This window comes from Aurantimonas sp. A2-1-M11 (genome assembly GCF_036549475.1).
Taxonomy (GTDB): domain Bacteria; phylum Pseudomonadota; class Alphaproteobacteria; order Rhizobiales; family Rhizobiaceae; genus Aurantimonas.
Genome location: NZ_JAZHLI010000052.1, coordinates 15106 through 30701, shown reverse-complemented (window position 1 = coordinate 30701; position 15596 = coordinate 15106). Strand labels below are relative to the sequence as shown.

Annotated in this window: 17 protein-coding genes and 1 pseudogene; 12 read left to right on the top strand and 6 right to left on the bottom strand. The window is 65.5% G+C overall.

Annotated features, from left to right (window positions below):
• The first annotated feature begins 201 nt into the window (after positions 1–201).
• The 5 genes from VQ042_RS19135 to VQ042_RS19115 all read left to right on the top strand — a co-directional run bounded on the left by VQ042_RS19135 (position 202) and on the right by VQ042_RS19115 (position 2388).
• Complete coding sequence (locus VQ042_RS19135) at positions 202–750, top strand: alpha/beta fold hydrolase (protein ID WP_331821912.1); 549 nt, start codon at positions 202–204, stop codon at positions 748–750.
• The gene (locus VQ042_RS19130; RefSeq protein ID WP_331821911.1) at positions 738–1130 is read left to right on the top strand and encodes an alpha/beta fold hydrolase; all 393 of its coding nucleotides are present in this window, start codon (positions 738–740) and stop codon (positions 1128–1130) included. Before VQ042_RS19135 ends, VQ042_RS19130 begins: the two co-directional genes overlap by 13 nt.
• Positions 1131–1215: 85 nt before the next feature.
• Positions 1216–1533: a hypothetical protein gene (locus tag VQ042_RS19125; protein WP_331821910.1), complete on the top strand. Its 318-nt coding sequence runs from the start codon at positions 1216–1218 to the stop codon at positions 1531–1533.
• Between the two features lie 4 nt (positions 1534–1537).
• Complete coding sequence (locus VQ042_RS19120) at positions 1538–1882, top strand: helix-turn-helix domain-containing protein (protein ID WP_331821909.1); 345 nt, start codon at positions 1538–1540, stop codon at positions 1880–1882.
• A 374-nt stretch (positions 1883–2256) separates the two neighbouring features.
• Complete coding sequence (locus tag VQ042_RS19115; RefSeq protein WP_331821908.1) at positions 2257–2388, top strand: hypothetical protein; 132 nt, start codon at positions 2257–2259, stop codon at positions 2386–2388.
• Here the strand turns inward: VQ042_RS19115 and VQ042_RS19110 are convergent.
• The 3 genes from VQ042_RS19110 to VQ042_RS19100 all read right to left on the bottom strand — a co-directional run bounded on the left by VQ042_RS19110 (position 2372) and on the right by VQ042_RS19100 (position 4655).
• Positions 2372–3202, bottom strand: a complete 831-nt coding sequence (locus VQ042_RS19110; protein WP_331821907.1) for a PhzF family phenazine biosynthesis protein — start codon at positions 3200–3202, stop codon at positions 2372–2374. The genes VQ042_RS19115 and VQ042_RS19110 overlap by 17 nt on opposite strands.
• Positions 3203–3326: 124 nt before the next feature.
• Positions 3327–3779: a GNAT family N-acetyltransferase gene (locus VQ042_RS19105; RefSeq protein ID WP_331821906.1), complete on the bottom strand. Its 453-nt coding sequence runs from the start codon at positions 3777–3779 to the stop codon at positions 3327–3329.
• Positions 3780–3815: 36 nt separating this feature from the next.
• Positions 3816–4655 carry an AAA family ATPase gene (locus VQ042_RS19100; RefSeq protein WP_331821905.1) on the bottom strand — a complete coding sequence of 280 codons (840 nt, stop codon included), beginning with the start codon at positions 4653–4655 and terminating at the stop codon, positions 3816–3818.
• A 210-nt stretch (positions 4656–4865) separates the two neighbouring features.
• On the opposite strand from VQ042_RS19100, the gene VQ042_RS19095 reads away from it, so the two are divergent.
• Positions 4866–6095, top strand: a complete 1230-nt coding sequence (locus VQ042_RS19095; protein ID WP_331821904.1) for an MFS transporter — start codon at positions 4866–4868, stop codon at positions 6093–6095.
• A gap of 1082 nt (positions 6096–7177) precedes the next feature.
• Here VQ042_RS19095 and VQ042_RS19090 read toward each other — a convergent pair.
• Positions 7178–8425, bottom strand: a complete 1248-nt coding sequence (locus VQ042_RS19090; protein WP_331821903.1) for a hypothetical protein — start codon at positions 8423–8425, stop codon at positions 7178–7180.
• Between the two features lie 365 nt (positions 8426–8790).
• On the opposite strand from VQ042_RS19090, the pseudogene VQ042_RS19085 reads away from it, so the two are divergent.
• From VQ042_RS19085 to VQ042_RS19065, 5 genes and pseudogenes are all read left to right on the top strand, one after another.
• Positions 8791–8967, top strand: a pseudogene (locus VQ042_RS19085) (IS256 family transposase); the annotation flags it as partial.
• Positions 8968–9056: 89 nt separating this feature from the next.
• Positions 9057–9251: a hypothetical protein gene (locus tag VQ042_RS19080; RefSeq protein ID WP_331821902.1), complete on the top strand. Its 195-nt coding sequence runs from the start codon at positions 9057–9059 to the stop codon at positions 9249–9251.
• 169 nt (positions 9252–9420) lie between these two features.
• A complete protein-coding gene (locus VQ042_RS19075; protein WP_331821901.1) occupies positions 9421–10014 on the top strand; it encodes an SCO family protein in 594 nt (197 codons plus the stop codon).
• A 139-nt stretch (positions 10015–10153) separates the two neighbouring features.
• Complete coding sequence (locus VQ042_RS19070) at positions 10154–12046, top strand: cation:proton antiporter (RefSeq protein ID WP_331821900.1); 1893 nt, start codon at positions 10154–10156, stop codon at positions 12044–12046.
• Positions 12046–12915, top strand: a complete 870-nt coding sequence (locus VQ042_RS19065) for a 50S ribosomal protein L11 methyltransferase (protein WP_331821899.1) — start codon at positions 12046–12048, stop codon at positions 12913–12915. Before VQ042_RS19070 ends, VQ042_RS19065 begins: the two co-directional genes overlap by 1 nt.
• A 127-nt stretch (positions 12916–13042) precedes the next feature.
• Here VQ042_RS19065 and VQ042_RS19060 read toward each other — a convergent pair whose 3' ends face one another.
• Positions 13043–14407, bottom strand: coding sequence for a hypothetical protein (locus VQ042_RS19060; RefSeq protein WP_331821898.1), 1365 nt, complete (start codon positions 14405–14407; stop codon positions 13043–13045).
• Positions 14408–14472: 65 nt separating this feature from the next.
• On the opposite strand from VQ042_RS19060, the gene VQ042_RS19055 reads away from it, so the two are divergent.
• On the top strand, positions 14473–14691 hold the full coding sequence (locus tag VQ042_RS19055) for a hypothetical protein (RefSeq protein ID WP_331821897.1): 219 nt from the start codon (positions 14473–14475) through the stop codon (positions 14689–14691).
• A 493-nt stretch (positions 14692–15184) separates the two neighbouring features.
• On the opposite strand, the gene VQ042_RS19050 is transcribed toward VQ042_RS19055, so the two are convergent.
• Positions 15185–15394, bottom strand: coding sequence for a hypothetical protein (locus tag VQ042_RS19050; RefSeq protein ID WP_331821896.1), 210 nt, complete (start codon positions 15392–15394; stop codon positions 15185–15187).
• Positions 15395–15596: the final 202 nt, after the last annotated feature.

Here is a 15596-nt window from a genome sequence, read left to right as displayed (position 1 = left end):
CAACCAGGAGCGTTTCCCAGACCGGCTCCCAGCCTTTGACCGGACGCGCAACCGGCCAGCCAGCCAGCGTCTTCTGCCTTTGACAAAAACATCAGTCCGACAGGCTGCTAGGACAGGTCGCGTGCCGTGTCATCGGCGAAGCGCTCACAGGCTTGCCAGGCCACGGCGCAACCAGCCTTATGGTGGCCTGGAGGATGCTTCATGCGGCTGTCGCTTGTCCTGGCCCTGGTCGTCATCGCTGCGCTCGCGCTCGGTCTGTTCTGGCTGTGGACGCCCGACCGGTCGCGGGCCGTGCTGGAGGCGGCCTATCTCGATTCGCCCGGCGACCTGATCGAAATCGACGGCGTCCGGCTGCATGTGCGCGACAGCGGGTCGCGCGAGGCGCCGGCGCTGATCATGCTGCACGGCTTCGGGTCCAGCCTGCACACCTGGGAGCCCTGGGCCGAGGCGCTGAGCGACAGGTATCGCGTCGTGCGCTTCGACATTCCGGGGAGCGGCCTGTCGGGGCCCGATCCGACCGGCGACTATTCCGACGATCGCACGCTCACCGTGCTGCGCGCCCTGATGGACACGCTCGCCGTCGAACAGGCGACGCTCGTCGGGAATTCCATGGGCGGGCGCTTCGCCTGGCGGTTCGCCGCGGCGCATCCCGAGCGCGTGGACAGGCTGGTGCTGATTTCGTCCGACGGGTTCGCCAGCCACTTCTCGAATACGGCAAGCGCCCCGACGTGCCGGCGATGGTCAAGCTGATGCGCTACCGTCCTGCCGCGATCTCTGCTGCGCATGAACATCGGCCGGCCTATTCCGACCCGTCACGCCTCTCCGAAGCGACCGTCGACCGCTATCACGACCTGCTGCTGGCGCCCGGCGCCCGCGATGCGAAGATCGCGCGGATGGGACAGGTCGAGTTGAAGGCGCCGCCACCATTGCTGGCGCCGATCACCGCGCCGACGCTGCTCCTTTGGGGCGAGAAGGACGCGATGATCCCGGTCGCCAACGCCGCGGACTACCAGGCGGCGCTGCCGGATAGCCGCCTCGTCGTCCTGCCGGATCTCGGCCACGTGCCGCACGAGGAGGCACCGGCGGAAGCGCTGGCGCCGGTCGCGGCGTTCCTGGACGAGGGGCGGTAGTGAAAGGGTGTTCGTCGCCGGAAAGGAGGATAGAGTAGCTGGGCAGCTTGTCGAAACTGCGCCATTGGCGTATATGAGGCCGTGGATGTACGAGGTCGAAATCGGCGAGACGGAGCGTTTTCGGCTCGATTGCGGACTCTACGGCCTGGAGGCAGAACGCTACGAGCAGGCGTTGCGTATCCTTCGGTCCGACCCGGTGATCGGCAAGCAGCGCGCGGATTCGCCCGCCCTATGGGATTGGTCCTTTCGGTCGCTGCGGATTACCTACGCACTGTCCGACCAAATCGACCGGATCGTCCTGTTGCGGGTGGTACCGCTGGAAGCCCCTGTGGCGCGACTGATCCAGGCGGCCCTGAAAGCGATCCGCACGATCAACGACGTGAAACGGCTGTTTGGACTTTGAGGCGATGACGAAGCGTGTACCGGTCGAGACCCAGGAAGAAGCCGACGCACATCTGGTCGAATCCCTTGAGCAGGCGCTGAAGTGGTTCGAGGGAGATGAATCCGATGTCGTCGTCCACCGCTTCACGATCGCGGTGCCGGACATTGCCAAGCTCCGTCGCCGGCTGAAGCTGACGCAGGACGCCTTTGCCGGCAAGATCGGTGTGCCGGTGGCGACGCTGCGCAACTGGGAGCAGGGGCGGCGCTATCCGACCGGGCCCGCCCGCGTCCTTCTGAATGCGCTCGACCGCGAGCCCAAGGCCGTAATGGCTGCCATCGCCGCCTCGGAGACCGTGGAAGCGGCGGAGTAGGGGCGGGAGGACAACCTTTGGGTAGCTGACCCCTGTGGCACGACGTTCTCTTCACCCAAATGGCGGAAAATCGTCGTGTCAGCGCGCCGTTCTCCGCGAACCGCCGACGTACCTCGCCAGAAGGGTGGGGCATCGCAACGGCTGATCTCCCCCTGTACCTCTCATGGTGATCCGGCCGGCTTTGTCATAGGCTGCTCGGATCGGGCCAGCCTGCCGGGAGCAACCCATCGCCCCCTGTGTCGTGAACACCCGGGGGGGACCTGTGCCCCGGCGGGAGGCCGCGGTGGATGCCTCGTGGGGAGTTTGCGTCTTGGAGCGCCAGTACAGGGATCGGCAGGCACTGCGGTGGCTCGAACGTGACGGAGGAGATCGTCATGGACGACGAGCAATCGAACTGGTTCGTCGGCGTCGACTGGGCATCGCAGACGCACCATGTGGTCTTGATCGATGCCCGCGGCTGCAAGGCCGCAGGGCATGGATCGCCCCTCATCACCCCGGCACGCTGATCTCGCCCGTCAGATAAAGCACCGCCTGGCCGGCGACGACCACCGTGTCGCCGTCGAGACGGCAGCGCAGCGTGCCGCCGCGTTTCGAGACCTGGCGGGCGAGGAAGTCGTGTCCGCCAAGCTGTTCGGCCCAGTAGGGCACCAGCGAGCAATGGGCCGAGCCGGTGACGGGGTCCTCGTCTATGCCGGCTGCCGGCGCGAACATGCGCGAGACGAAGTCGATGCGGTAGCCGGGTTTGCCGGGCGCGGTGGCGACGACATTGAGCGGCGGCAGCGCGGCGATCGCGCGGATGTCCGGCGCAAGGCCGGTGATGTCCTCCTCGCTGTCGAAAACCGCCAGCCAGGACGTGTCGCCGGGGACAGCGAAGACGACTGCCTCGGTCGGCCGGGCACCGAGCGCCGAGGCCAGAGCCTCGTAGCCCGCAGCGTCGACGGCTTCGACCGTATGGCGCCGGGGGAGCCGCATGGCGAACCAACCGTCTTCGTCCCGCGTCACCGTCAATTCGCCGGACCGGCGCGTCGCGAAGGTCAGCGTCGTCGCGGTCTCCCCGAGACATTCGGACAGGACAAATGCGGTGGCCAGCGTGGCGTGGCCGCAGAGCGGCACCTCGATCGTGGGCGTGAACCAGCGCAGCTCCCAGCGGGCATCTCCGGCCGCGACGAAAAACGCCGTCTCCGCCAGGTTGTTCTCGGCCGCGATAGCCAGCATGTCGGCGTCTGGGAGCCACCGATCCAGCGGCACCACGGCTGCCGGATTGCCGGCGAACAGCCGGTCGGTGAAGGCATCGACCTGATAGATGGGGAGGGTGGTCATGGCGGATCTCGCAGTGTCGGACATGGGCGCCTTGTGCGCCCGACCGGTCGGCGCGACCAGCCAATTCTCGTGATGGTCCGGATCATCGCCGTTGATCGGCGGAGCTACGGCCCCTCGTACGGGATCAGGCCCTCCGCTGATACTTGACGAACGGCGTCTCTTCGCCGATCCGGTCGTAGAGCTGGCGCGCGGTCCGGTTGGACACCTGCGTCGTCCAGTAGACGGTCGGTGCGCCGGCCTGGTCCGCTGCCGCATAGACCGCCTCGATCAGTTTGCGGCCGACGCCCGTGCCGCGGACGTCGGGATCGGCATAGAGGTCCTGAAGGTAGCAGACATTCTCGACCCGCCAGCAATGGCGGTGGAAGAGGAAATGCACGAGGCCGATCGGCCGTCCGTCCGTCTCTGCGATCAGGCCGCGAAACTCGTTGTCCGCACCGGAAAGCAGCCGGGCAAAGGTCGTCGCATAGACCTCTTCAGGGACACTGGTCTCGTAGAAGGTGAGGTAGCCGGTCCACAGGCGGCGCCATTCGGCTTCGTCGTCGAGGGTGATCGGTCTGATCCGCACCGCGTCAGTCATTGCCCGTGCCCTGTCCGCTCTTCTCGACAACACTTATCACCCCTGCCGCCGGGCCAGGAACGCCAGGCGCTCGAAGAGATGCACGTCCTGCTCGTTCTTCAGCAGCGCGCCGGCGAGCCTGGGCAGCGCCCTGGTCGGGCTGTCGCGCAAATCCTTGGCCTCGATGTCCTCGGCGACCAGCAGCCGGATCCAGTCCAGCGCTTCGGAGGTGGACGGCTTCTTCTTGACGCCGGGCTGCTCGCGGATCTCGTAGAACTGGGTCAGCGCCGCGCGCACCAGCTCCTGCTTGATGCCCGGATGATGGACGTCGACGATCCGCGCCAGCGTCTCGGGATCGGGAAACTGGATGTAGTGGAAGAAGCAACGGCGCAGGAAGGCGTCCGGCAGTTCCTTCTCGTTGTTGGAGGTGACGATCACGATCGGCCGGTGCCTGGCGCGAATCGTCTCGTCGGTCTCGTAGACATCGAACTCCATCCGGTCGAGCTCCTGCAGGAGGTCGTTGGGAAACTCGATGTCGGCCTTGTCGATCTCGTCGATCAGCAGCACCACGCGCTCCTCGGAGGCGAACGCCTCCCAGAGCTTGCCGCGGCGGATGTAATTGCGGATGTCGTTGACCTTCTCGTCGCCGAGCTGGCTGTCGCGCAGCCGTGACACTGCGTCGTATTCGTAGAGGCCCTGCGCCGCCCGTGTGGTCGATTTCACCGTCCACTGGATCAGCCGCAGGCCGAGCGCTTCGGCAATCTGGAAGGCCAGCTCGGTCTTGCCGGTGCCGGGCTCGCCCTTGACCAGCAGCGGGCGTTCCAGGGTGATCGCGGCGTTGACCGCGATCGTCAGATCCTTGCCCGCCACATAGGCGTGGGTCCCGGTAAAGCGCATGAGCGTGATCCTGTCTCGTCGTCCGGCATTTCCAATCGCCGGAACCATAAGGGCCAGGGGAGCGGTTGCAAGCGGCGCCGGTCGTCTTTGCCGAACACACCGTCGCGCCGGGCTGACCGCCGCCCGCCCTTGCCCTATCTCGCAGAAGCGAAAGCCGGCAGCCTACGAATGGGCCCGGCCTGTGGCGCTCGTACCGACAGGAACAGACTGATGACACAGGCCTTCGCCACCGCACCGGACGACGCGGCCGAGACCCCGGCGCGGCCGGCCGGCCTCGGTCCCGTGCTGACGGTGTTCTTCGCCTTTGCCTGCGGTGCGCTGGCCGCCAATCTCTATTACGCCCAGCCGCTGGTGGCGCTGATCGGCCGGGATACCGGCCTGTCGGTTGCGGCCGAGAGCGCGATCGTCACCGTCGTGCAGATCGGCTACGCGATCGGCCTCGTACTGCTGGTGCCGCTCGGCGACGTCGTCGAGAACCGCCGGCTGATTCTCTGGACCATGGCGGCCAATCTCGTGGCCCTGGCCGGACTTGCCTTGGCGCCGGGGCTGACAAGCCTGTTTGCTGCCATGCTGTTCGTCGGCATCTCGTCCACCGCGGCGCAGATGCTGGTGCCGCTGGCGGCCAATCTGGCGCCGCCCGAGGAGCGTGGGGCCGTCGTCGGCAACGTCATGAGCGGGCTCCTGGCCGGCATCCTGCTGGCGCGGCCGGCGGCCAGCTTCCTGGCCGACCAAGTCGGCTGGCGCGGCGTGTTCGGCCTGTCGGGCGCCCTGGTCGCGGCGCTGATGGTGGCCGGTTTGATTCTTCTGCCGCAAAGGCGGCCGCAGGGCACGCGGGGCTATGGCGCGCTGATCGCCTCGCTCGGCCAGCTCTTCCTCCGCCAGCCGGTCCTGCGCCGGCGCGGCCTCTATCATGCGGCGATGTTCGGCGCCTTCTCGCTGTTCTGGACCGCCGCGCCGATCATCCTGTTGCGCGAGCCCTACGGCTTCTCGCCAACCGGCGTCGCCCTGTTCGCACTGGCCGGCGTCCTCGGCGTGCTGGCCGCGCCGGTGGCCGGGCGGCTGGCCGACCGCGGCCACACCCGCATCGGCACCATCGCGGCGATTGCCACGGTGGTTCTGGCCTTCGTCGCCGCCCTGTTCGGCGAAGCCTCGCTCGCCGCACTGGTCGCGGCGGGCATCCTCATCGACCTCGGCGTTCAGGCCAATCTCGTCTTCGGCCAGCGCGAGATCTACCAGCTCGACGCGGGTATCCGGAACCGCCTCAACGCCGTCTACATGACGACCTTCTTCCTCGGCGGTGCGCTGGGCTCGGCCCTGACCAGCCCCGTCCTCGAAACCTTCGGCTGGACCGGCATCTGCATTATCGGCATTGCCATGCCGGGGGTGGCGCTTGCCTATTTCCTCGTCGCCGACGGCGAAGAGCCAAGCGCAGATGGCTGATGGTGTGGCGCGCCGCTGATCAGTCAGCATGCTGAAGATGATGTCGAGGTAACTCAACTGCCCGGTATGCATCCGGCGTGAGCCGCGGCGAGCAGATTTTTCTTGTCTCGGGGCGATTTGAGACTTGTGCCTTTCGACTGAGCTATCGACGAGTTGTCAGCAGGTCATGCGCGTGGTGGCATGACCTGCGGACAGGTCACCGACATCTCGAGCGTATTTCTAGTTGCAAATGAAACCGATTAATACCGGATTCCGGCGGTGACGGTGATCCAGGGCGGTGGCGCGTCACGGCGTAGGTCGGAGTAACGGCTACCGGGGCTTGGAGGCGTACGCCTTATGCGCCCGCTGCCTCATGCCGCGGCCCTTTGTTCGGCCTGCGGGTGGCAGACCAGTTCCATGGCAGCAGGTCTTCGAATCGATGTCGTTCAGCTTTGCCGTAGCGATCAGCGACAGCATGAAGGCGAAATGATCCGCCTTGCGATCGGAGCCGGCGAAGAATCCACGACTTCCGCCCTCAAGGCTGTCGGCCAGTGTCGACGGCGACCGACATCCCGAACCAGATCGATTCGATGGCAGGTCACGTGGATATCCACATTACTCGCATCTTCGCCGCCAAACCACGCTACAAAACAGCGATCTCATCCCCGGTTCGCAAAACGGTTCACGCCGTAGGCCACACCGCCCGCTCCAGGCGTGTGAATGATGAACGCGGGCCGGACCTCTTGCGGAAGTACAGCGCGACGGGCTGGCTTCTCTCGCGAATGGTGGCTGCTGCTATAGGCGGAAAATGAAGCTTGTGGCATGGCGACGAGAATATTCGTCATCGACGACGTGTGTATCGCGCTTCGCAATGCGGAGAACTGTCTGGCGTCCGCAGCTCAGAATGCCCTGGTTGTCTTAATTCTGAGCGAAAGATGCTGCCTTTTGTCTCTGCGCCGTTCGTCACTCCCTTGGCTCTCGTGGTGGCTGGGCAGCGCGGCCCTCCTGCGCCTTGGCTCCGGGCCTGTGGCAGTCTGCCATTCAAGTTCGGCGGCACCATGCAACCTGAATTCGAGATTGGGCCTGGGCGGCGTCACACGTGCCTACCGTTGTGGTTTCGGCGTGTCCGGATGGAAATCGGGATCTATCTCAGCAAGACGTCGCCAAGCGGCATCACGCTGGTCCGCGGCAGCCGTGGCGCTCGCCCGCAGGGCCTCGGAGCGCTGACGTTCCTCGAGGAGCTGCTGGACCGCTCTCTCGGCCTTGTTCTCCGCGTCCTTCATGCGTTTTTCAGCCTCGGCCACAGCAGGCTGTGCTGCTGATTCCGCCTCCCGCCGGATCGTCGTCTCGCGGTCGGTAAGGGTCTCCCGGGCCGCGCTGATCACCGTGCCAAAAGCGGCGCCGAGGGACACGGCCGGTGCGGCCGATTTGCGAGCTTCGGCGAGAAGGCGTTGTGTCTCCGCCCGCTCGCTGGCGGCCGCTTTCCACTCAGCTTCGGCCGCCTCCTTCCTGGCTTCGGCCTCTTGCAAGACCCGGTGGGCTTTCCGATAAATCAGTGAGCACCGCTCCTTGGTTCGGGTAACGTATGCTTCTCCTTGCTCTTTGATGCGCTTTGCGCCCGACAATGATCGTGCCTGAGCTGACGAAGCCAACTGTTCTGCCTGCCACGCCTCCCGCGTCAGGCGCCGCCTCCGGGGCCCAAGGCGGGCCAGGCCGCAGGGAAGGCCGACGTCTTGCCAATAGCTCGTTTGAACGAAGCGCATGGCATCGCGATACGCTCTGTCCCCGGTTCTATTGCGCGCCTTGCGCTCGTCCGGGTCAGCCGGGAGTGGGCAGTGCATAGATGCGGCCTTCGCCGCCATACCGTCGTGCAGCGCCGAGGCCCGCATCGCCGAATCATCGGGCAGGACGTAGGCGTGAAGGTGCGGATACGCCTCGTCGTCGTGTCTGATCACCGTCTCGAGACGATCGCCGTAGCGCTGGCGCAGCCAATCCACGGTCCGCTGCTCCCAATCTGCAACAGCAGCTGCCGCGGCCGGATCGGCCGCTATCGCTGAACACGGGGTCGGATGTGAAGCGACAGCGGTGAGTAGCGTAAGCTGGTCTTTCCGGATCGACCGCAGTCGCCCGCCGGCGATCTCCTGACGTGCAGCGGCGGATCGCTCATTGTGGAGCGACCGCAAGTCTGCAATCGGCGTTCCGTAAACAACGATCGGCGGTCGGGGGCGTTCGATGTGGGGCGTGGCACCCGGCCGCCTCTCGGCCTCGTCGAGGACGTAGCTCACCGAACGGCCGCTCTTTCCGCCGGAACGGCTGTAGGCCTCGAAATGGATGAACTGATACCCCGACATGCGGTCGCTGCTCCAAGTTGTGCTGAAGCGACATATCAGAGGTTTCTGAAAGCTTTAGTGACCGACTAACGCTTGACGGCATGCCTCCTCAAGGCGCGCCCCGTGCATTGGCCGGTGAGGCTACACACGGAGGGCCCATGAGACGAAGCGTCTTTGATGGCGCGAGGTTGAATGTTCGAACTGAGATACCCTGAGCGGATGACTTCAGCGGTCGTGTCCCCACAGGTGGTGTAGCTCGGCGATAGCGTCGCCAATCTCGTCCGCGCCTTTCATCGCGCTGTAGGACGAGATTGGCGGCGCGGTGGTCACCAGCGGTTTCCGGTTAGGCTTGGGTTACGAGACCTAACCGCAACCGGAGATCCCTGATGACCAATGACATGATGGGCCTGCGCAGCCTTCTGGAGAAGACCCCTGATGCCGATCTCCTGCGCGAGATGATCGGCTTTGCCGCCGAGCGGCTGATGGAACTGGAGGTCGGTGCCGCGACCGGCGCCGGCTATGGCGAGAAGAGTGCCGAGCGCCTCGTTTGTCGCGGGTATCGTGCGGATGCGAAAGGAGTAAAGCGTGCGCCGGCCCGCGATCAGCGATATATTTGGAAGACGGGAATCCGAAGGCGCGTGGAAGCAACCCAATGACGCAAGACCGTCCATCGATCGAGGCGCACCGCCTGAGCGCCGCAGCGAAGGATCGCGAGGCCGTTCTGGCGATTGCGCTGGGGACCGTGGTCCTGGCAATTGTCTCGGCTGGCGCGGTGGCTGGCTGGGCGCGCCATGGCGAGGCGATTTTCCTGCATCTGCTGGAGGCGGGCTGGGCGGCCTGCTTCTAACGGCCGCGCGACGGGCGGCCTGCCTGCGCCATCGACTGGCGCCATCGTGATGGGGATCGTCGCAGGCCCTGTCGCGCCGGCTGGCCCGGCCGTGCTATCGGCACCCAAACAGTATGAAATCGCATGAACAGGGGACGGGTCTGGCCGTAAGCGGCGCCCGGTGGACGACATGAGTGGACTCTCAATGGTGCGCGCCGCGCTCTGGGCGACCGTGGCGCTGATCGCCGGCGCGGCGGTGGCGCTGGCGCTGATGTATGCGCAGGGCGGCCCCGGCCGGAGCGGGCAGACCTATGGCTCGTCCTTCGCCCTGGTCGACGAAACGGGCCAGCCCTTCACCGAGACGGATCTGCGCGGCAAGCCGACGGCGGTGTTCTTCGGCTTCACCCATTGCCCCGACGTTTGCCCGACGACCCTGTACGAGTTGGCCGGCTACCAGAAGCAGCTCTCGGCCGAGGGCGGGGACCTGCAGGTGGTCTTCGTGACCGTCGATCCCGAGCGCGATACGCCGGACGTGATGAAAAGCTACGTCGAGGCCGTGTCCCCGGACATCAAGGCGCTGACCGGCTCGCCCGAGAAAGTTGCTGCCATGCTGAAGGGCTGGGGCGTCTATTCGCGCAAGGTCGGCGAGGGCGACGACTACACGATGGACCACACCGCCACGACGTTCCTGATCGACGAACAGGGCGAACTGGCCGGCACCCTTGCCTATGGCGAAAGCCCCGACACGGCACTGGCCAAGCTGGAGCGCCTCGCCGGCGTCTGACCGCGCAGGTCGGAATGGTAGCCTGAAGGGGTTTCCGATCCGGCACGGCGGACTAGTTTGAAAATGTCGCAGAACATTGGCCGGAGCGGGCGCGCAGGATGTCGCCGCAGCCCAAGGTCCGGCCCCAGGAAATTCCTTCATGCATGATCTTGCCCTTCAGCTCGCTCTCATCGGCGTCGCCGGCATCGCTGCCCAGTGGCTGGCCTGGCGCGTCCAGGTGCCCGCCATCATCCTCCTGCTCGGCGTCGGGCTTCTGTTCGGGCCGCTCACCGGCTTCATGAATCCCCGTGAGGATTTCGGCGACCTGTACACGCCGCTGGTGTCGACCGCGGTCGCCATCATCCTCTTCGAAGGGGGCATGACCCTCAATTTCCGCGACATCCGCGAGACCTCGACGGCGGTGCGCCGCATCGTCCTCTTCGGCGGTCCGCTCGTCTGGGTGATGACCGCACTGGCCGGCCACTACATCGGCAATCTGAGCTGGCCGACGGCGATCATTCTAGGCGCGATCCTCGTGGTCACCGGGCCGACTGTGATCACGCCGCTGCTGCGCCATGCCAAGCTGAAGAACCGCCCGGCCTCGATCCTGCGCTGGGAGGCGATCGTCAACGATCCGATCGGCGCGCTCTTCGCGGTGATCGCGTTCGAGACCTATCTCGTCCTCACCATCGGCCACCAGGCCGAGAACCTGATCACCAACGTGGCCCTGGCGATCCTCATCGCCATTCCGGGCGGCTATATCGCCGGGCGCTTCCTGAGCTGGATCTTCGCGCGCGGCGAGGCGCCGGAATATCTCAAGGCGCCGATCCTGCTGGTCGCAGTCGTCGCCATGAACTCCCTGACCAATCTGGTGCTGGAGGAGGGCGGCCTGCTGACCGTGACGGTCATGGGCATCACCATGGCCAATACACGGATCGCCAGCCTCAGCGATCTGAGGCGCTTCAAGGAGACGATCACGCTGCTCCTCGTCTCCGGCCTGTTCATCATTCTCACCGCCTCGCTGCAGTGGGACGTGCTGGCGAGCCTGGAATGGCGGGTTGTCGGCTTCCTCGCCGTGGTGCTGTTCGTGGTTCGCCCGATCGCGATCTTCGCTAGCACAATGGGCGCCGGCCTGACCTGGCGCGAACGCCTGCTGGTCGGCTGGATCGCGCCGCGCGGCATCGTCGCCGTGGCGGTCGCCGGTCTGTTCGGCGCCACGCTGAGCGAGCTGGGCGTGGCCGATGCCGACCGGATGATCGCCTATACCTTCGCGCTGGTGGCGATCTCGATCCTGCTGCACGGCTTCACGCTGGGGCCGTTGGCCCGGGCGCTGGACCTGCGTTCGGCCGACAGGCCGGGTGTTCTCTTCGTGGGCGCCTCGCGCTTCACCATCGCCTTTGCCCGCCGCCTGAAGGCGCAGGAGGTGCCGGTGCTGATCGCCGACGCCAACTGGTCGCGCATCTCCGAGGCGCGGCTGGCCGAGATCGAGGTGTGGTACGGCGAGATCCTGTCGGAGGCGGCACACCACAATCTCAACCTCTCACGCTTCGCCCACATGGTCGCGGCGACCGACAACGAGGCCTACAACGCCCTGGTCTGTACCGATTTCGGCCCGGAGATCGGCCGGTCGGAAGTCTTTCAGATCGGCAAGAACGAGGGCTCCGACCGGCGCTCGATGAACTTCACCATCGGCGGCCTGCCGCTGTTCCAGCCGCCCAAGACCTTCGTGGAACTGCGCGACCTCGTGGTCGACGGCTGGAACTTCCAGGCGACACGGCTGACCGAGGAGTTCAGCTACGAGCGATATTCCGAGACCAGGCCGGAGGGCACCCACGTGGTGATGTGGATCCGCCCGACAGGGAACCTGATCTTTGCCGCGGGCGAGGGGTCGGGCACCCCGAGCGAAGGCGACACGATCATCTCCTTCGGCCCCAAGCCGCCGCAGCGTGACCAGGAGAAGATCGTAAAGGCGACGACCACCGAACGGGAGTCGCGGGCGGAGAAGGCACGCAAGACCGCCGAAGCGGCAAAGCCGAAAGCGGATGCGCGATAATGCCCCAGATCCGTTTCTTCGTCCGGGCGGGGAAGGCAGAGGCCGAAGCCATCTATGATGCGGTCGAGCTCGCTTTCGAGGAGGCCGGCACACCGGTGGCACTCGCCGAGGTGGACGAGGCGAATGCCGTCTTCGAGGTCTCGGCCTACGTGGACGCGCCCGATGGCGAAGCCGCGGCCGAGATGTTCACTAAGGCCGTGGGCAAGGCGCGGGCCGGCGACATCGTGCGCGAGGACCTGCCCGACAAGGACTGGATGGCCGACGTCCTGGCCGCGCTCAAGCCGGTGCGTGCGGGCCGGTTCCTGGTGCATGGCGCCCATGACCGCGACAAGGTGAAGAGCAACGATCTGGCGATCGAGATCGAGGCTGGGCAGGCTTTCGGGACCGGGCACCATGGCACCACCGCCGGCTGCCTGGAGACGATCGCCCGGCTGTCCTCACGGCGCAGGCCGCGCAATGCGCTGGATTTGGGAACCGGCAGCGCGGTCTTGGCGATCGGCCTGGCCAAGCTTGCCCGCATCCCGGTTCTGGCGACCGACATCGACCCGATTGCCGTGCGGGTGGCGCGGGCCAATGTGGCGGCCAACGGGGTGGCGGAGTACGTCACCTGCGCCACGGCAACCGGCTTCGGTGCCGAGCCGATCCGCGAGCGGGCACCCTACGATCTGATCGTCGCCAACATTCTCGCCAGCCCGCTGATGAAGCTGGCGCCGGAATTCTCGCGGCATCTGGCGCGCGGCGGCGACATCGTCCTTTCGGGGATCCTCACCACCCAGCGCAATGCTGTGCTGGCCGCCTTCCGCAACCAGGGCCTCTATCACTGCAGCACGCTGGTGCGCGGAGAATGGGTGACCCTGCATCTGCGCTAGGCTGAACGCGGAGGACAACGGATCACGCTGTCGGTGCTGCGCCGAATGGACGGAGCGCGGCTCGGCGTCGTCGGGATAGCGCATGAAGCGCTATGTGCATTGTCGACAAACCGGTTCGCAGCAGGCATCACGGTCGCAGCTTCTCGATGCCAAGTTCCTTCCAAATCCAGGCGAAGTCATAGGACGCCATGGGATCGGCCGGGTCCCCGGTTCTGCCGGACACGCTCTCAAGGTACTTGAGCCAGTCGACGACTTTACTGCGGTCGCCGTCTCTGGCGGCAGCAGCGCGGGGCGACAGACCACCCAGCATCGGCACCGGCTCGTCGAGCGTCCGTAGGTATTGTTCGTCGAGGAGTTGATGAACGAGCGAGGCAGCAATCTCCGGCGGAATGTCCATGTCTTCATCGTCGAGATCCGGAATCTCATCGTCGTCGAGCACCTGCTCTGCAAGATCATGCATCGTTTCGATCCGAACCGTTGGATCCAGGATTCGATCGCCCAGCGTTTCTCGCAACAACGTCGACGACCGGTCGGCGCGTGAGACCGAGTTCGTCGTGAGGATCAGGAATCGGCCTTCCAGTTCGACGTGGCCGAGAATGATCCGGCCATCCGGCATGATGGCTTCCGCCCCATCGCTAGCCGCTGTGACACCACCTGGCCGTTCGCCGAGCCAGTCCCAAACCTTCGCTCGCACCCGCGTTAGGATGCCGGTTGCGTCCAGCTGTGCCGCGATATCCTTCTGCCGCACGCCTTTGGCCAGCGGATAGCGGAACTGGTGGAACACCAGTTCCTCGCCATCACTGTTGAGGATTGTGGGCATTTCACCGAGTACTTTGGGCAGAACGTCGAGCAGCCACGCCGTGGTGAAGACCGGCGCGGCCCTGCGCAGCGCCGCCTCGTCGAGCGGGGGCATCGTTCCCGGGTATCCGGAAACTTCCGCACCGACGCCTTTCAGTCCGCGTATCAGCATGTCGGCAGCCTCGGGGGCGAAGGGCAACAGGCCGCCGCCGATGATGATGCGATCGCCGAGATCGACCAACCGCGCGCCGATCTTGTCCCCGGACTTCAGGGTTTGAGTTGCGCTCTTCTCGCGGACGAGAAGCGGATCGCCGCCGAGAAGGAGATCGCGCGCATGAAAGGACTCGCCGGGCACGATGTCGCTGACCTCGTAAAGGCTCATAAAGGTGTAGGAGAGTGCTGCTATGTAGCGCCGTCGCTGCGCGCCCTCCTTCCAGCCACGGCGCTTGAGGTAGTCGTCAACAACGCTGCGCCCGAGCGGGTCAACGGGCCGGGTGAGGAAGTCTTCGAAGGCGCAACCCCACAGGGTGCGCGCCCAGTGCTCGCTGAGGAGATCGGGAATGTCCTCATATTCAAGATCGAATGCGTCGAGGCCCAGGTTGATATGTTCGGCCAGCACGCCTTCAAATGCTCCTGCCCATTCGTCTCGGGTGACGAACTTCATCAGGCCGGCGAGGTCATGTCCGCTCTTCATGGAAGGATCTCTCCTAACAAAAGCATAAAATTGCACACCCGTTTCCGCTGGCGCAACAGCCTGGCGTGGGCAGTCGCCTTGCCCGTCTGGATCGCTTCCACGATCCCGTGCTGGAGAACCCAAACAGGCGCGGGACGGCTTTCAACATCGTCACCGCTGCGGTCCTCTCCTTCAGTTGCCGCTACCTCAGCCACGCCATCGATGAGCTACGGCCGACCGATCCGGCCGTGCGGTTCCAGCTCTCGCCGCGGGGCTGGGACCGTATCAATGGCGACTACGTCTAGAGCGATCGCCCCGCCCTACAAGGCGCATGCCTCTGATTGCCGAGCGACACCGTGGATTGGTATCCCGATAATGCACGCGGGCCAGCAAGAATTCCATGGGCTGTAGCGTAAAAGCCCTGCCAACAGCCTGTAACGCGCTCACTGGCGGATGGGCGCATTTTATTGCGCAACGCGCCACCGCGCCGCGGCGGTCAGATCCCCAGCGGGACAGCAGTTCGCGAACCTGGCTCTCAGCGATCGCCGAAGTCGTCGTTCAGCGAACCGCGTTCTGCGTGCAGGGCGTCGTACCAGGGCAAGACGGCTTCGGATACAATAAACATGACGTCGGTCATAGGCGTTGCAGGCAAATGGGGCTCGCGCAGAAGATGCAGCGTCGAAACTGGTGCAGGCTGGCCAACCGCGTGGCACGGGACACGAAAACGCCGGCGCGCAGGGTAGCTGCGGCCGGCGTCAGAATCGGTTGGAAGCGGCCGCAACGGGGCGGCCGGGCTTGTCAGCCCCGCTCGGGAGCGCGGCCTTCGAAGAGCGACTCTCGGGCATTCGCCCCGAAATCCTCGCGGCCCGTCATCGAGAAATGGTGATCGACATAGCGGCGGGCCTCGCGCTCGCGCGCCTCGATCACCCGGTCGAGCATGTTGCGCATGAAGCCCCTGGATCGGGCGGAATTGCGCAGGGATACGTCGGTATAGGTGGATGTCGCCATGGAAAGTCTCCTGTTCGGCTCGTGGCCTCCCGTTGACGCTAATATGCGGGTGCGCGGCCAAGACTGGTAGAGTCCCCACTGCATAGGTCCATCCCGTTTTTGCAGTGCAACATCGCCAGTGGTGTCATACTCCGGTAACCTTTGCGCTTCTTTCCCCAACGCATATGTTCCGGCACCGCACTCCATGCGCCTCGCCTAGCCG

What these genes read in the sequence shown, in the direction of transcription:
- VQ042_RS19090 (WP_331821903.1), bottom strand. Translation starts at nt 8,425, where the DNA reads ATGTCGGGGTATCAGTTCATCCATTTCGAGGCCTACAGCCGTTCCGGC.
- VQ042_RS19135 (WP_331821912.1), top strand. Translation starts at nt 202, where the DNA reads ATGCGGCTGTCGCTTGTCCTGGCCCTGGTCGTCATCGCTGCGCTCGCG.
- VQ042_RS19080 (WP_331821902.1), top strand. Translation starts at nt 9,057, where the DNA reads ATGACGCAAGACCGTCCATCGATCGAGGCGCACCGCCTGAGCGCCGCA.
- VQ042_RS19070 (WP_331821900.1), top strand. Translation starts at nt 10,154, where the DNA reads ATGCATGATCTTGCCCTTCAGCTCGCTCTCATCGGCGTCGCCGGCATC.
- VQ042_RS19065 (WP_331821899.1), top strand. Translation starts at nt 12,046, where the DNA reads ATGCCCCAGATCCGTTTCTTCGTCCGGGCGGGGAAGGCAGAGGCCGAA.
- VQ042_RS19075 (WP_331821901.1), top strand. Translation starts at nt 9,421, where the DNA reads ATGAGTGGACTCTCAATGGTGCGCGCCGCGCTCTGGGCGACCGTGGCG.
- VQ042_RS19100 (WP_331821905.1), bottom strand. Translation starts at nt 4,655, where the DNA reads ATGCGCTTTACCGGGACCCACGCCTATGTGGCGGGCAAGGATCTGACG.
- VQ042_RS19095 (WP_331821904.1), top strand. Translation starts at nt 4,866, where the DNA reads ATGACACAGGCCTTCGCCACCGCACCGGACGACGCGGCCGAGACCCCG.
- VQ042_RS19130 (WP_331821911.1), top strand. Translation starts at nt 738, where the DNA reads ATGGTCAAGCTGATGCGCTACCGTCCTGCCGCGATCTCTGCTGCGCAT.
- VQ042_RS19115 (WP_331821908.1), top strand. Translation starts at nt 2,257, where the DNA reads ATGGACGACGAGCAATCGAACTGGTTCGTCGGCGTCGACTGGGCATCG.
- VQ042_RS19060 (WP_331821898.1), bottom strand. Translation starts at nt 14,407, where the DNA reads ATGAAGAGCGGACATGACCTCGCCGGCCTGATGAAGTTCGTCACCCGA.
- VQ042_RS19125 (WP_331821910.1), top strand. Translation starts at nt 1,216, where the DNA reads ATGTACGAGGTCGAAATCGGCGAGACGGAGCGTTTTCGGCTCGATTGC.
- VQ042_RS19050 (WP_331821896.1), bottom strand. Translation starts at nt 15,394, where the DNA reads ATGGCGACATCCACCTATACCGACGTATCCCTGCGCAATTCCGCCCGA.
- VQ042_RS19110 (WP_331821907.1), bottom strand. Translation starts at nt 3,202, where the DNA reads ATGACCACCCTCCCCATCTATCAGGTCGATGCCTTCACCGACCGGCTG.
- VQ042_RS19105 (WP_331821906.1), bottom strand. Translation starts at nt 3,779, where the DNA reads ATGACTGACGCGGTGCGGATCAGACCGATCACCCTCGACGACGAAGCC.
- VQ042_RS19120 (WP_331821909.1), top strand. Translation starts at nt 1,538, where the DNA reads ATGACGAAGCGTGTACCGGTCGAGACCCAGGAAGAAGCCGACGCACAT.